Origin of the sequence: Streptomyces sp. NPDC050743, assembly GCF_044456925.1 — a bacterium.
Taxonomy (GTDB): domain Bacteria; phylum Actinomycetota; class Actinomycetes; order Streptomycetales; family Streptomycetaceae; genus Streptomyces.
The window spans coordinates 2697-16744 of record NZ_JBITGJ010000123.1 but is presented as its reverse complement, the minus strand read 5'-3'; the positions used below and the strand labels follow the sequence as shown (position 1 = coordinate 16744).

Genomic DNA, 14048 nt, shown 5'->3' with positions numbered 1-14048 from the left:
CCCGTCGGTTGATCTGACCGAGCTTGTCCTCGGCGCCGGCCAGGCTAACCCGCAGACCTTCGACCTCGCCGAGCCAGCCCTCGCGCTCCGCCTCGGCGATGCGGGCGATGAGGTTGTCGCGGATTTCGACGAGCCGTGCCTGTTGGGCGGGGTCTGGTCTCAGGAGGGAGCATCTGACACAAGCGTCCGCTGCTCCCTCCTGCGCCCCGACCCTGCCCAGCGCGGCCGGCTCGTGGAGATCCGCGACAACCTACTCGACCGGATCGCTGAGGCCGACCGGGAAGGCTGGATCGGCGAGATCGAAGGGCTCCGCGTCAGCCTCGCCGGGGCCGAAGCCAAGATCGGCCAACTCGACGCGGCAGCGCCCCGCGGCCCGGTTCTGCTGGGGCTGCCGACGCACCGACCCACCCCGCAGGGGTGATCAGGCTCCAGGGGACCTGGATCAGCCATCGTCTGATGCGAGACGACGGCTCCGCCGGGATTTATGCGGGCTATCACACCCGTCTCATCGACAGCCCCTCTCCGAGGCGGTGTGCAAGGTGGAGCAGGTCGGGCAGGTACAGCACTCGTCCTTCGAATCCTGGGAGGGGGACATGGAGCGGCTTGGTCCAGTGGGCGGGGATCGCGTCCAGCCCGTAATACGCCCCCGCGAGGCCTCCGGTCACCGCGGCGACGGTGTCCGTGTCACCGCCCAGGTCGATCGCCGCGCGTATCGCGTCTTCGAAGCTGGTGGTGGTGCGCAGGGCCCAGACAGCGGAGCCCAGACAGGGCCAGACGGCACCGTTGAACTCGGTCGCCTGATCGGGGTGCCAGTCGGGCGAGAGGACGGTGGCGTAGCGGCCGCGGTGGTCGGGGTGGACAAGAGCCAGCACGTCCGGGAGCGCGGCGAGGGGGTCAATGTCCTCGAACGTGACACGGATGAGCTCGTGGAAGATCGCGGTTCCTTCCCATGCCGCGCGATCCCCATGGGTGAGAGCAGCGATACGGCGGGCCGCGTCCATGGTGACTTCTTGGCCGGCGGCCGCGAAGTGGACTGCGGAGGTCGACGCCCGCATCAAGGAGCCGTTTCCCGCTGCTCGTTGGTTGACCTGGAAATGGATCGCTGCGGCGAGGTCCCAGGGCATGCCGTTGGTCAGGACGTCTTCGGTCTGCAAGCCGATGTCCTTCGGCTCTGATGCTGCCCACCGCTGGAAGCGGGCGAAGATGTCCGGAAGATCGAGTCCGCCCCGCTCCAGCAGCGACTCCGCGACCAGGACAGCCATCTGCGTGTCGTCAGTGGCCTCGCCGGGGTCCCAGCCACCACCTCCGCACATCTCGCCACCGGCACCAGGCGCGGGAAACCGCGCGGAAAATGCGCCCTGGGGACCGAACTCGAAGGGGCCGCCCAGAGCGTCACCCACCGCTGAGCCGACAACCGCGCCAGCGGCCCGCTGAATCCGCTTCATTCGCGCAGGTTATCTGCGTTGCGTCGACGGCCGCGAGAATCCATTCCTTCTTCGGCTCCCCGAACCAGATCGTTGCCTGCACAAGCGACGTGAAGGAACTCTGATCTCTGAAGGGGCCGACGACCGATCCTCGGTTGTCGGCCTCATCTCGTAGTTCAGAGAAGTGACCAGGCCGAAGCTGATCGCGCCGCTCCAGATGGTCGGGGCATGGCAAACCCTCCGCAGTAGCCCCGAGCACCATCAGCCTAAGAACGCCACTGACGGCCCGGCCCTTCTTGTCCTCGCGTGGCACAACAGCCCGCTGCCCTGCCCGTGACCAGGTGTATCCGGTGGGCATGGTCGGGGCGAACCCTCTCTCGTCGAGGAAATACAGGTCCCTCACGCCCGCGCGCGCGTCCAGCCGTAAAGCCGTAAATCCTCCAGCTCGGCCCGCGCCGCCTGCTGGAGGATGGGGTCGGCCTTGTGTCGCAGCGTGTCCCGGGTGCGTTTCCACCGGAACCCGTCCTGGTGGAGCAACTCGGTCAGCCAGGCAGCCGAAACCCGCACGCCCCGCTCCACGGCCAGCCAGTCGCACAGCGCCGCAGCGGTCCAGGTCCGCCCCTGCCGGGCCGACTCGTCCAGCAGCACGGCCAGGGCCTCACGGTCCTCGAGTGTGACCGAGGCCGGACGGCCCGGGCGCGGGGCGTCCACGAGCGCGTCGAACCCACCGGCCACGAAACGGTGGATCGCACCCCGCACGGTGACCGCATTGCATTCAAGCACCCATGAGGGCCGGGCTTGTCAAGCACGCAATGGGTCCCTGACCTCGGGTTTTAGCTGTTGAGTCGTACCGAGGGCGTTGGACGTTCCTGGAGTGAAGTTGTGGTCCGCCACTGGTCGTTCGCGTTGGGTTGGCTCCCGGGATGACATGGTCGGCGTGGGGTTCACATGCACCCATTCGGCGTCTGGCCGGTGTGGTCGGCGCCATGACCGTGGTCCGGGGGCCGGGGCTGCTCAGTCAGGTCATCGAGCGCGGCGGAGGGCCGTCTCATGCAACGGATGCGAGCTCACCCCAGGGTCTGCGGGCGGCCGGTGCGGGGAGGGATTTCATCGCGCGGCTCGTTTCCTGTGCTGCGGCTGCGCTTCGGCGGCTTGGAGGAGGTGATAGGCGCGGGTGAGAAGCTTGCGGGCGATGGCGGTGGTGGCGATTTTCTTGCCGCGGCGGGCGGTGATGGCCCGGTAGGTGTCGGCGAAGTCCGGGTGGCGCTTGGCGGTCTGTGCGGCCTCGCACAGGATCCACCGCAGCCAGGCATCTCCCTGCTTGGAGATGTGGCCGTGCCGGACGGTGAGGTCCGAGCCGCGCACGGTCGGGGTGAGACCGGCCCACGCGGCGAGCTTGCGCGCGGACGGGAAACGGGTGACGTCGCCGACCTCGGCCAGGATCACCAGCGCGGTGAGCGGGCCCACCCCCGGCAGGGCGGTAAGGAGTTTGACGCGGGGGTCGCCGCGGGCGTGCGCGGCGAGCTGCACGTCCAGGGCGTCGATCGGAATCTGCAGCGCGTCCATCAGCTGCAGCAGGTCGTCGACCACGCGGCGGGAGGCGTCCGGCAGCTCGAGCGAGGCGAGCCAGACCCGGCCCGGTCCGGTGAAGACCGAGCCCGCCCGGTCGTGGCCCAGATCCGCGAGCACCGCGTGGACCCGGTTGCGCAGCAGCGTCCGCAGCCGTACCAGCTGGAAGCGGTGCCGCAGCAGCGCCCGCTGCTGGCGCACCTCCAGTGGCGCGATCCACGCTTCCGGCAGGAGGTCCGCACGCAGCAGCCGGGCCAGCGTGGCCGCGTCGACCTTGTCGTTCTTGAGCCTGGCCGATGCGATGGCCTTGCACTGCAGCGGGTGCACCAGATGCGGCTGGTAGCCGTAGTCCTCCAGCAGTTCCACCAGCCAGCCCCAGCCGTAGGCGGCCTCGAACGCGACCGGAGTACCGATCGGCAGACCCCCGATGACGCCCAGGACCTGCGCGACCCCGTTGGGCACGTTCCGATTGATGCGAACCGCGCCGTCCTGGCCGAGGACCGCGATCTGCGACCGCTTGCGGTGCACATCGATACCGACGTAGACAGACATTGAGGGCCTCCTTCCCGAGCCCGTCGATACCCGGACGATATGTATCGTCCGGATGAGCACGGAAGGGGCCCGGCCCTCATAGGGTCAGGTCAGCCACCCCGGGCACTGTCAAACCCCGCCCCATCAGCCGTATGCATTCCAGACGCAGCCTGGCACCCGGCGCGAGATCACGTGCCCGCAGCCGCTCACGCACCTCGCGTTCCTGGTCCGACGTCAACTCCACGCGCAGGATCCTCGGCATGGGTAGCCCCTCCCTGCCCTGCCTCGTACCCGAACCACGGCCCCACATCACCGAGCCCGTTCAGCGCCCTCGGTCAGGGTATTTCGAGTTCGGGCAAAGAGAAGAAATCGGTGATCGCCTCGACGATCCGCTCCTCGATGTCACCCCCGTCAAGATCCGCCTGCGGCCCGACCAGATTCGCCGCCGTGAGAACGGGCAGCAGCAGGTCGGGTTCCTCACCTCCGCGGTCGTACGGACTCTCGAAGATGAAGTGGGTTATCAGGCCTCCATCGCGGTAGTAGCTGAACCAGGGGCGGTGGGCCTTCACGCTGCACGGTTCCGTCTCGAAGACGACGAGCTCGCCGCCGTCTGGGCAAAGCCTCCCGTATTCGGTAGCGCCATAGTTGTCGGCGTCCCAACCGAGCATGTTGTGCATCACCACCCCCCAGTCGGCGCCCTTGCCGTACGCGAGTGGCATTCGCCGCAGGCTGAGGAGTCCTCGCGTGAGCACATCCAAAGACATCCCCCGGAAAAAGACGACGTTGGTCTCCTCGTGGTGTGGGAGAGGGCCGTGTATCCAATGCGTCATACCGGGCACCGTAGAGGAACCCACTGACATGTACGTGCAGCCGCCCATCGTCGGAGACAGTGGCAGCCGGCCAGCGCCAGGCACAGGAGCCGGCCCGCTGTTCGTAGAACTGGCCAACTGAGCGATCAGTACTCGACTTTGCCGTAACCGCTTAGGCCTGCCCGGCGAGGGGATGCCTTCACGTCTCGGCGCGGCGGAACTTACGGTTTGTGGGTTACCCAGAGCAGTTCCGCCGGCCAGCGGTGTGCCCTGTCGGGTGGGTCGGTTTCGTTGTAGCCGTCGAGTGTTCCGAGTTCGGGCCGCGGCTCGATGAGGTCGTCGATGATGAGACCCGCGCCGCGCAGGACCTTGACCCAGTCGCCGTAGGTGAGCTGATAGCTGGTCGCGCCGTCGTCTTCGGCGATCGTGTTCAGCCCGAAGTAGTCCTGCTGCAGCGTCGTGGTCACGCGGCTGGCGGCTTCGTCGTAGCAAGCGCCACGCCCGTCAGCACGGCTACGCCACATGAGCCCCCCGGCGAGCGCCGCTCCGCGCTTCCCCGCAGAGTGGGAGCGGAGCCTGTCCAGGACCCATCGCACGTCGTCCCGGGCGGGCCACAAGCCAGCCAGCACCTACGTGAGGGCGTCGCGGAGCTGGGCGGTCTCTACTGACCTCGAAACACGCGGAATGTGGCGGTCACAACCCGAGCAAGTGCCGCATCTGAGTGATGAGGGTCTCAATCTGCGCGCCGATTGTCGTGGTGGTGGACAGGCCCGCGGTGATTGCGGCGACTGTGCGACCGAGACGGCCGGCGTCGGGCTCTCGCTGCTGTTCGTGGGCGGTTTGCAGTTCGGCCTGGACGACGAGGGCGGCTTCGACACGGTCGTTCGCTGCTGGGTCCGGTGTCTGTGCGGCGTCAGCACGTGCGAGGCCGACAAGGGCGGTGGCGAGGTGAAGGAGTTGTTCGGGAGGAGGTCCGGTGATGGCGCGGTTGTCTATCGTGTTGCCGTCGCCAAGGGAGGCGTTGTGCGCCACGACGTGTGTGTTGTCGAACTTGCTGCCCATGGTGAAGTCTCCGCTGACGTGGACGATGATCTCGGGCTGAGGCGGCTGCGGTTCCTGTGATGACTCCCCAAGGACGGGGAGTATTGGGAGGTCACCGGTCATCAGGCCGAACCAATAGACAGTCAGGCCCCAGTCGCCGGCGGCTTCTATTAGGCGTTGCTGGATACGTTGACGCAGTTCTTCCAGTGCCGACTCATTGAAGTTCCCTTGCAACCCGCGCAGTCCGTTGATCACTTCATGCCGCAGGCGCTGGTCCAGTGCCTGAAAGAAGCTGGCGACCCCATAGGTGGCGGTGTAGGGGTCGGTCACCTTGTAGTGGACGACCGCGTTGAACTGGAGGTCGGTGTCCTCGTCGGACGCGAGGACCACCGACACCGGGAAGGGCACGGTCTGGCGCCGCAGATCAAGGCGGAAGCGGATGCTGTCGGCAAGGGGGCGGATGCGGTGCAGGCCGGAGCTCAGCGTGCGCGAGTAGCGGCCGAAGCGCTCGATGATCGCCACGCTGGCCTCAGGGATCACCTGGATGCTGCGGAGCTCATAGCTCCCGATTCCCACGCCCAAGGCAGCGGCCGCCCCCGACCACCACCACTTCCGACTCATGCCTCCGACACCCGCCCCCGTCACCTTGGCCGCCCCATTCCGGCCCCTCAGCCTTTGCGGCCAGGGGCAAGTTGCCTCAAGACTGCTCAGGTTTGTGGGCCAGAAAACGCGCTCGGCCCGCAGGTAGCGAGATCAGGCGGTAACGAGCAGTCCAATGGGTCGTCCGGTGATCAGCCCTGCTGGTTCAGTACCCGGGCAGCTCGCGGTTAGCCTGCCGCGCCGCCGCCGCGTTCACCTTCACCCTCGACTCCAGCGACGCGTCCCCCAACGGGCGACGCAGCGCGTCGTTCGCGGCCTACACCAACCGCGGGCCGAGTATCGTCCCCTTTTCCTCCTGCCATGACATGTCCGTCGCGAGACGGGCCAGGTGCTGCCGTACCGGCTTGCCCTCGCTCTCCATCTGGGCCATGCGCGCGGCGATCAGCAGCCACTGCTTGTGCGTCAGCAGCAGGTTTGCCTCTCGCTCGTGCCCAGGCATCGCCTCGCGTACGCAGCGGGCGAACCGCTCGTTCTCCTGCGGCGAGATGGCCAGCTGCTTAAACGCCCGCTCACGATCGACTAGGTCGAGATCCACGGAGAGGTCCAGTCCCGTCGTCAGTGGCCCGTACGACTGCTTCGCGTCCTCGCTCATCACAGGTTCCTCGGCGGCGCTGAGACCCTTCGGCACCGCCTGGTCGACCCCGAGCGCCTCGTTGTGTGCGGCCGCCAGCACCTCGGGCACATCCATCGTGCCGTCTTGGGAGCCGTCGTCCCCGACCTGCACAGTGGTGCTGCGGCCCGGCTTGCAATGCCCCCGGCGTGCGCGTTCGGCGTCTTCGAGTGACGGGGACGGGCCACTTGGCAATGTGCCTGGAGATCGCGCCAGTGCTCGCGCATCGTCTGGCGCCGGGTTGGCATCCGACGTGCGCGGCTCTGACCGAGCTGGAAATAGCGGAGGGCCGACCCCTTACTGGGGCCAGCCCTCTGCCGTGCCGACTAGGAGGTATGTCCTGCAAAGTCGATCAGCTGCTCAGCGGTTGTAGCGGGGATCAACCGGCGTGGATGGCTTGGCCGTCCCTGTGCTTGATAAGCACGTCCACCAACTTGTTGAACTCCTCGGGCGGCATCTTGTGGATCAGGAGCTGTGCCGCGTACACACCGTCCTCATAGGGGAACATCTTCGGCTGTTGATGCCCTGCACTGGCCATCGCCTCGACTGCGGTGGTCTGTACGGGAACGGATGGTGTGCCTGTCCCCTGCTCGTTGGCGGGCGGCTCATCCTGCGTCGGCGTGGGGGCCGAAGGCTGCTTTGGGGCAGCGGATTCCTCCGGTTCCGGGGCCAGTGCCGGTGCCGGCTCCGGTTCGCCAGTGATTACGGCGTAATCACCAGCGTGACCCGCCTCCCTGGTGTCCGGGCGATCGTCTGCGGTGTGCTCGGGCTGGGCCTTGGCTGTGCGGGTCCGTTCCTCCTCCTTCCGAGCCCGCTCTGCCTTCATCGCTTCCAGGGCGGCTGCTTGCTGGTCGGCCGGCTTGTTGCCGACGGCGCGCAGAAGGTCGATGGGTTCTTCGCCGATGCGGGCTTGCAGTTCGGGAGTCAAGTTCAGCAAGGCCAGGCGTTGCGACACCCAGCCCTGGGAGCGGTGGAGGCGTTTGGCCAGGGCTCGCTGACTTCCGTGAATGGCCAGCAGTCGTTGAAGGGCGCGGGCTTCGTCGATCTCCTCGAGGTCTTGCCGGTGGATGTTCGCGACGAGGGCCGACTCGAGAAGTTCCTCGGACGTGGCCCCCTGGTCGTCGCTGACCATCACCTTGATGGTGGCAAGTCCAGCTTCGCGGGCGGCAGCGAGGCGGGTGCTGCCGTCGACCACGACGTGAGTGGTATCGGGTTCGAGTGCGGCTTCCTGGCTGGGGTTGGCTTTGACGTAGGCGTCACGGTTCATGACCGTGATCGCCTGCTTCTGCCCGTGCGTCTTCAGGCTGCCGGCGAGGTCGGTCAGGTCTCCGAGAGTGGAGCGTGGGTTGTCGGGGTTGAGGCTGATGCGGTGGACCGGAAGTTCCGTGGGTGCCGCGACGCCTTCGGTGGGTACCCCGGTGGCAGCGGCCACGGCCTGGCGCCGTGCGCTGACCGGACGCACTCCCCCACCGAAGCGTCCGACGCCGAGCTGGTCGGCCTTGCTCACATGTCCTCCCTAGCCAGGGCTCGCATGCCGACGGCCTGCTGTGATTTGGGCGCGTACGACAGCAGGGGTTGCTTCACTCGGACAGCTTCCTTCTGTTCCTTGAGGTCGCCGATGAGTCCGACGACTCGTGGATCCTTTATGTCGACCCATCCCTGGAGCGACGAGGTAGCGATGTAGCCGCGGCGGGAGTCGTAGAGGTTGACGACGATGCCGAGGTAGTCGATATCGACTTGGAGGTCGTTGCGCAGGTCGTCGATCTGGGTGGTAAGCAGCTCGTAGGCGTCTGCCGAGCTGTCTTGCTATGCAACTCGTTGCATAACAAGCCTCGCCCGCTCCGATGCGACGCGGCTCACTGGGCAACCCGGTGGTGGCTGTCAAGGACAGACGTAGGTGAAGCTCGCCTTCGCCTCCATCGGGGCCGACTGGTGCGAGATCCTCAGGCGGGCGGTTCCCCGGAAGCGCCCCGAACCGCGGACCGTCCAGCGCAGGTGCACCCTGACCTGGCGCTCACCACGGTGGGCGGTGCGGACCAGCTCGCCCGAGTCCTGGCCGTCGGCGCGCAGCCACCGGTAGGTGACAGGGCCGCCGTGCCCGTCGGTGGTGACGACACCGATCAGGTCGGCCGTCTGATCGCAGTGCAACGGCCCGGCGGGGGCCTGGACCCGCACGGCGACGACCGCGGGAGCGGGGGCCGGGCGCAGCAGCAGCCAGAGCAGGACGGCGGCGATCGCCACGACGGCGGTGGTGACGATCCAGCCCCGGCGTCTGCGGCGCGAGCGTGGGGAGGTGGTTGCCGCTGCCTCGGTCCGCCATCGTGCACGCAGGGCGTCCTGATCCTCCAAGGGAACTCCGGGCCCGAACCGGAGCAGGATCTCGCCGCGGTCCTCCCCTGCCGCCACCGGACGCGAGGTGGCACGGTTGCGCTTGCCGAGGACGGTCGCCTGGGAGTCCGGGGCTGTGGGACGGCGAGCGCGGCCGACCGTGGTGAGCTGGTCGGCGACGGCTGGTGGGTGAGGTCCGGGGGCGGTCAGGGACACTCGCGGGTCGGGCCCCGCGGCGCTGTGGGCGCGGGCCGACGTGGCGAGTTGGTCAGCGGTGGCTGAAGGGTGGGACGCGCGGTCGGGCGCGGTAGCAGGGTGTTCGGGGGCGGTGGGGCGGGGAGCGGGGTCAGCTGTGGTCGGCGCCGGGTGACGGTCCGTCGGTGGAGTCGGGCGGTCGGGAGCCACTGCAACGGACGGCGCCGGTCCCTTCGGCGGCGCGAACTCCGGGGTCGACGCGGCAGTCGCCGCGCGCAGCGCCGTGCGGCGCAGGAAGTCCGCCGGCAGCGCCGCGCGCCCGCCCACCAGGGCGGCCCGGGCCGCCGCCAGCCCCTCCGACTCGGCGGTGGCAGAGCAGTGGGTGACCAAATCCGCCGCGGGGGTTCCGGGCTGCGTCCAGGCGGCGCCGAGGGTGCGGGCCAGGGCGGCCCAGGCAGCGGTGCCGCCTGCCTGGCGGCCGGCGTGCGGCGTGTCGCCCGGCACCCGTACTGCCGCCACGTCGCCCAGCACGGTGCCCAGCTCCGCCTCGGCCAGCAGGGCGACCCCGTCCGGGGCCATCACGACGGTGTCGGGGCCGAGTGAGCCGTGGGTCAAGCCTGCTGTGTGCAGGGCGAGCAGGGTCTGGGCGGTCTCGTTGAGGATGCTGGCCACGCTGCCCGCGTCCGGGCGAGGGCCGTTGGCCGACGACAGGACGTCGGCCAGCGTGGGGGCCGGTGGCCGGGCCGTCAGCAGCCACACCTCACCGGCCTCCGCCACGAGGTCGACCGTAGCGAGCAGGCCGGGCAGCCTGAGCTTCGCCGTGGTGAGCACCGCCGCCGCCAGGCGCTCGCGCGTGCCTTCGGGCGCCAGCAGGGCGCGGTCGATACGCAGCGCGCCGAGGGTGGGCTCGCCGGACCGGGCGGGGAGCAGGGCATGCCAGGTGCCGTGGCGCGTGTGCCGTGACCAGCCGGACAGGGGGCGGCCGGCCACTGTGGTGGCTGTCGTCATGTCGATCCGTTCTCGTCGCGGCAGGGGGTGGCTCTCGGGCCCCTCGGGAGCATGGTCAGCACGGCGGTGCGTCCAGGGAGGCCGTCTGGGGACCGTTCGCCGCCGCCGGGTCACTGATGAGCGTGACGTCCCAGGTGCCCCGGCACGGGTGGTTGGAGAAATCGGCCTCGAAGGTCAGGTCGTACCGCGTACTCCCGGACAAGGTCTGGGATCGGGAGCCGTACGGGTCGGCGGGTGTGTCGACGTAGTAGTTCGCGGTGACGGTCAGCGGACCGGTGCCCGTCGTCTCGACCGAGACCCCCGCGATGAGCGTGCCCGGTCTCTGTCCGCGCTGCCAGGAGCCGATCGTGAGGGTGACCGTGCCGGGGGTGACCACGCTCGGGGACGCGGTGGCCGGTGGCTCGGCCGGTGCGGTCGTCTCCGTGGACGGGGTCGGCGAGGGCGACGGGCTGTCCGAGGGCGTGGCGGAGGGCGGTGCGTCGGCCGTGGGCGGGGCGACGGTCGGCGAGGTGGATGTGGAAGGTGAAGCGCCCGGCTTGGTGGGCGAGTCGACCGGTGACGGGGACGACGGGGTCGAACTCGCCACCGTCGTCGATGTGTCGTGCGGGCGGCCCGTCGCGTACGTCGCTCCGCCCGTGACGACCACCAGCGCGGCCACCCCACCGGTCGCCGCCTTCCATCCCCCTCGTTTCAGTCGGCCCAGCAGGGTCAGCGCACTGGCCGAGTCGTCGAGCGCGGCGGTCGTGGTGAACGGGAACAACAGGGCGAGCAGCGCGGCCAGTTCGGCCAGTCTGCGACGGCCGCGCTCCTCCCAGCCGGCGCCATAGCCTTCGGTGGCGGACCGTTCCAGGTCGGCGAGGAACGTCTCGACGTCGGGCCGGTCCGCCGGGTCCTTCGCCAGGCCCGCGCGCAGCAGCACCCGCACCGGCGCGGGTACGTCGTCCAGGGGGGCCGGTGCACGCAGGTGCTGCAGGCGCAGCGCGGTCACGTCGTCGCCGGGGAACGGCCACCGGCCGGTCAGGCACTCGAAGAACACCACGGACGCCGCGTAGACGTCGGCCCCCGGTCCGGCGGGCTCGCCGTTCCACTGCTCCGGCGCCATATATGCGGGCGTGCCCGCGGCCTCGGTCTCCCGGCCGCTGCGCACCGCGATGCCGAAGTCGGCGAGCGCGCTGGTGCCATCGCCGCGGACCAGGACGTTCTCCGGCTTGTAGTCCCGGTGCACCACCCCGGCCGTGTGGGCCGCGCCCAGTCCGAGCAGGGAGCCCTTGAGCAGGACGAGCGCGGCCTCGGGGCCGGTCGCCCCGTGCCGGCGCAGCAGGTGGCGCAGGCTGACGCCGTCCACCGCCTCCATCACGATCGCGGCACCGGCGCGTGCCTCGACGTACTCGTACAGCCGCACCACGCACGGGTGCCGCAGCTCGCCGAGCAGCCGGGCCTCGGCCCGGAAACGGGCCAGGAACTCCCGGTCCGCGCACAGGCGCTCGCTGAGGTACTTGATGGCGACGGGCACGCCTGTCGCGGTGTGCCGGCCGAGGACGACCCTGCCGCCTGCTCCCTCGCCGAGCGTGCGGACGGCCTCGTAGCCGGGTACGACCCAGCCGCCATCGGCGTGTGTGTCCTGGGTCATGCCGTCCCCTCCACTGGAGCGGGGAGCCCGGCGCCCTGCGGTACGTCCTTCGCGCCCCGCCGGCGCCGTACCCGGCGCAGCAGCCAGCGCACGGGCGCGGCCCACACGGGGAAGGCGACCAGGGCGACCACGGCCGCCTCGATCACCGTGGTCCACGGCTCGGCCAGCCGGCCCTCGAGCAGGTCGCCGATCCGGGAGCGCCAGGCCAGCAGGGCGAGGGCGAGGAAGCCGTAGGTGCCCGCGACGACCGCGAGGCCGTAGGCGGCCATGCCCGCCTGGCGCGGGCCGGGCCGGTTGCCCGCGCGCAGGTCGCGCCACAGGCCCGTGCGGAAGTAGGCGCTCGCCTCCTCGCGCAGCCGGGGTACCCGCAGGGCGTCGGTCAGCGCCTGGTAACCGTCCAGCGGCATCAGCGGGTTGAAGTTGTAGAGGGTGTTCAGGTAGAGGCCGAAGGCCAGGTGGTAGAGGATGGCCGAGACGGGTCCCGCGGGCAGCAGGGCCGCGCCCGTGGCGCACCAGCCGGCCAGCGCCGCCGTGGACAGCGGCCCGGACAGGGCCACCACGACCCGTGACCAGCGGGAGCCGAACCACATGTCGCTGGTGTCCACAAACGCGAACGGCATGCCCATCATCAGCAGGAACCCGCCGCGCCGGACCTTGCGGCCGTACGACTTCACGGCCAGCGCGTGTGTCAGCTCGTGGACGAGCAGCGCGGTCACGTATCCGGCGCCCAGCAGGACCGGGCCCCACACGCCCGCTCCACCGAAGTCCAGCAGGTGGTGCCGGCCCTGGGCGGCGAAGAACGCGAGGAGGCCGCCGACTACCGACAGCCAGGCGAGCAGCACCCCGGTCCGGGTGAATAGCCGCCAGCCGAAGGCCCGGTAGAGCCGGGTCACCAGTCGGTCCAGGCCTGGGACGGACACCTCCAGCTTGAGCAGCGCCCGGTACACGGCACTCGCCGCGCGCCGCCAGCCCTTCGGCCGCACCTCCTCCGGCCGGCCGGGCAGGCCGCGCAGCAACCCGGCTTCCGCGAACGCGGCCAGCGCGGACTCGATGCGGGGCAGGGCGAGTTCGCCGTAGCGGTCGGCGTAGGCGAACAGCAGGTCCCGTACGGTGTTGTCACCGTCGACGGCGTGCCAGAGGAAAACCTGGCGCTCGTCCAGTTCCAGATAGCGGCCGGTGCGGGTGCTGCTGAGCACCCAGCGGGGAGCGCCACGTTCGGTGGGGACCTGCTTGAGGGCCCAGCCGGAACGCCGTCGGGGGCGCGCGGTGAGCGGGCCGTTCGCCTCCGGGGCCTCCTCCTGTCCGGCGATGGGCAGATGGGTCAGCTGGGTGCCGACGACCATCGTGCGGGAGCCGATCCGGGCGTCGCGGGGCTGCTCGAACACCAGGCGTACGTCACCGACGGACAGCTCGGTGCCGTCGGCGAGACCGGCCGCGCCGCCGTGCAGCTCGACACCGCCGACCGCGATGCCGTTGAAGGAGTCCAGGTCCTCGATCCGGAAACCCTCGGCGGTGCGCACGATACGGGCGTGGCGGCGCGAGACGCTGGCGTCGGACAGGACGACGTCGTTGTCCTCGCCCCGGCCCAGCATGGTGACAGGTCCGGTCAACGCGACGAGCAGGGTGGGGTCGTCGAGGCCGCGCAGCTGGGGCGCGGCGTACGACGTCGGTGCGGCACCCCGACGCGGGGTGCCGCAGTGCAGGCAGTACGGGAAGTCGCGCCGCACGTGGACGCGGCAGACGTGGCAGAGCATGCGGTGGCTCAGCCCGCGCCGGAACCGCTGGCGAACGTTCCTCCGTCGAAGCCTGCGTCGGCTTCCGCGGCGGGGCCGGAGTCCGGCAGGTGCGTGGCGGCGTTTCCTAGGCCGGAGGCGGGCAGGCCGCCCTGGACGATGATGTGGTCACCGCTGCCACCCTCGCCCGAGGCGGGCAGACCGCCCTGGACGATGATGCGATTACCACCGCCGGGCTCACCGACACCGCCGGGACGCCGACCGATGTTCTCCTGGCTGCCTGCGCCGTATCCGTCGCCCCCACTGTCACCGCCGCCATGGCCACCGCCACCGCTGGGACGATTGGTGTTCTCCGGGTCACCACCACCCTCACCACCGCCACCACCGTCACCGCCACCATGGCCACCGCCACCACTGGGACGATTGGTGTTCTCCGGGTCACCACCACCCTCACCACCGCCACCACCGTCACCGCCACCATGGCCACCGCCACCACTGGGACGATTGGTG

General features: G+C 69.9%; 12 protein-coding genes and 2 pseudogenes. 2 read left to right on the top strand and 12 right to left on the bottom strand.

Features of this window, described 5'->3' with window-relative positions; all coding sequences use genetic code 11:
* The coding region (locus ACIBJF_RS46240) for a hypothetical protein (RefSeq protein ID WP_399183575.1) at positions 1–421 on the top strand (421 nt) is incomplete at its 5' end.
* A gap of 73 nt (positions 422–494) precedes the next feature.
* Here ACIBJF_RS46240 and ACIBJF_RS46235 read toward each other — a convergent pair.
* The 12 genes and pseudogenes from ACIBJF_RS46235 to ACIBJF_RS46180 form a co-directional block, all read right to left on the bottom strand.
* Positions 495–1445 carry an ADP-ribosylglycohydrolase family protein gene (locus ACIBJF_RS46235; RefSeq protein ID WP_399183573.1) on the bottom strand — a complete coding sequence of 317 codons (951 nt, stop codon included), beginning with the start codon at positions 1443–1445 and terminating at the stop codon, positions 495–497.
* 378 nt (positions 1446–1823) lie between these two features.
* Positions 1824–2183, bottom strand: a complete 360-nt coding sequence (locus ACIBJF_RS46230; protein ID WP_399183571.1) for a helix-turn-helix domain-containing protein — start codon at positions 2181–2183, stop codon at positions 1824–1826.
* A gap of 348 nt (positions 2184–2531) precedes the next feature.
* Entirely contained in the window at positions 2532–3545 is a 1014-nt protein-coding gene (locus tag ACIBJF_RS46225; RefSeq protein WP_399183569.1) for an IS110 family transposase, read from the bottom strand.
* Between the two features lie 314 nt (positions 3546–3859).
* Positions 3860–4354 carry a DUF6461 domain-containing protein gene (locus ACIBJF_RS46220; protein WP_399183568.1) on the bottom strand — a complete coding sequence of 165 codons (495 nt, stop codon included), beginning with the start codon at positions 4352–4354 and terminating at the stop codon, positions 3860–3862.
* 200 nt (positions 4355–4554) lie between these two features.
* Positions 4555–4827 (bottom strand): annotated as a pseudogene (locus ACIBJF_RS46215) (SAM-dependent methyltransferase); the annotation flags it as partial.
* Positions 4828–5026: 199 nt separating this feature from the next.
* Entirely contained in the window at positions 5027–5995 is a 969-nt protein-coding gene (locus tag ACIBJF_RS46210) for an SPFH domain-containing protein (protein ID WP_399183567.1), read from the bottom strand.
* Positions 5996–6290: 295 nt separating this feature from the next.
* Positions 6291–6722 carry a hypothetical protein gene (locus tag ACIBJF_RS46205; protein ID WP_399183565.1) on the bottom strand — a complete coding sequence of 144 codons (432 nt, stop codon included), beginning with the start codon at positions 6720–6722 and terminating at the stop codon, positions 6291–6293.
* A 301-nt stretch (positions 6723–7023) separates the two neighbouring features.
* A complete protein-coding gene (locus tag ACIBJF_RS46200; protein ID WP_399183563.1) occupies positions 7024–8151 on the bottom strand; it encodes a ParB/RepB/Spo0J family partition protein in 1128 nt (375 codons plus the stop codon).
* Positions 8148–8450: pseudogene (locus ACIBJF_RS46195) on the bottom strand (ParA family protein); the annotation flags it as partial. The gene ACIBJF_RS46200 and the pseudogene ACIBJF_RS46195, both read right to left, overlap by 4 nt.
* A 75-nt stretch (positions 8451–8525) precedes the next feature.
* Positions 8526–10175, bottom strand: coding sequence for a hypothetical protein (locus tag ACIBJF_RS46190; protein WP_399183561.1), 1650 nt, complete (start codon positions 10173–10175; stop codon positions 8526–8528).
* Positions 10176–10230: 55 nt separating this feature from the next.
* Positions 10231–11805, bottom strand: a complete 1575-nt coding sequence (locus ACIBJF_RS46185; protein WP_399183559.1) for a serine/threonine-protein kinase — start codon at positions 11803–11805, stop codon at positions 10231–10233.
* The gene (locus ACIBJF_RS46180; RefSeq protein WP_399183557.1) at positions 11802–13559 is read right to left on the bottom strand and encodes an FHA domain-containing protein; all 1758 of its coding nucleotides are present in this window, start codon (positions 13557–13559) and stop codon (positions 11802–11804) included. The genes ACIBJF_RS46185 and ACIBJF_RS46180 overlap by 4 nt, the downstream gene beginning before the upstream one ends.
* Positions 13560–13702: 143 nt before the next feature.
* Here ACIBJF_RS46180 and ACIBJF_RS46175 point away from each other — a divergent pair.
* Positions 13703–14048 (top strand): hypothetical protein (locus tag ACIBJF_RS46175; protein WP_399183555.1); only part of this gene is annotated, 346 nt, incomplete at its 3' end.

Excerpts from the sequence above, each read along its gene's own strand:
- ACIBJF_RS46235 (WP_399183573.1), bottom strand. The coding sequence starts at position 1,445 with ATGAAGCGGATTCAGCGGGCCGCTGGCGCGGTTGTCGGCTCAGCGGTG.
- ACIBJF_RS46225 (WP_399183569.1), bottom strand. The coding sequence starts at position 3,545 with ATGTCTGTCTACGTCGGTATCGATGTGCACCGCAAGCGGTCGCAGATC.
- ACIBJF_RS46220 (WP_399183568.1), bottom strand. The coding sequence starts at position 4,354 with ATGACGCATTGGATACACGGCCCTCTCCCACACCACGAGGAGACCAAC.
- ACIBJF_RS46210 (WP_399183567.1), bottom strand. The coding sequence starts at position 5,995 with ATGAGTCGGAAGTGGTGGTGGTCGGGGGCGGCCGCTGCCTTGGGCGTG.
- ACIBJF_RS46205 (WP_399183565.1), bottom strand. The coding sequence starts at position 6,722 with ATGGATGTGCCCGAGGTGCTGGCGGCCGCACACAACGAGGCGCTCGGG.
- ACIBJF_RS46190 (WP_399183561.1), bottom strand. The coding sequence starts at position 10,175 with ATGACGACAGCCACCACAGTGGCCGGCCGCCCCCTGTCCGGCTGGTCA.
- ACIBJF_RS46185 (WP_399183559.1), bottom strand. The coding sequence starts at position 11,805 with ATGACCCAGGACACACACGCCGATGGCGGCTGGGTCGTACCCGGCTAC.
- ACIBJF_RS46180 (WP_399183557.1), bottom strand. The coding sequence starts at position 13,559 with ATGCTCTGCCACGTCTGCCGCGTCCACGTGCGGCGCGACTTCCCGTAC.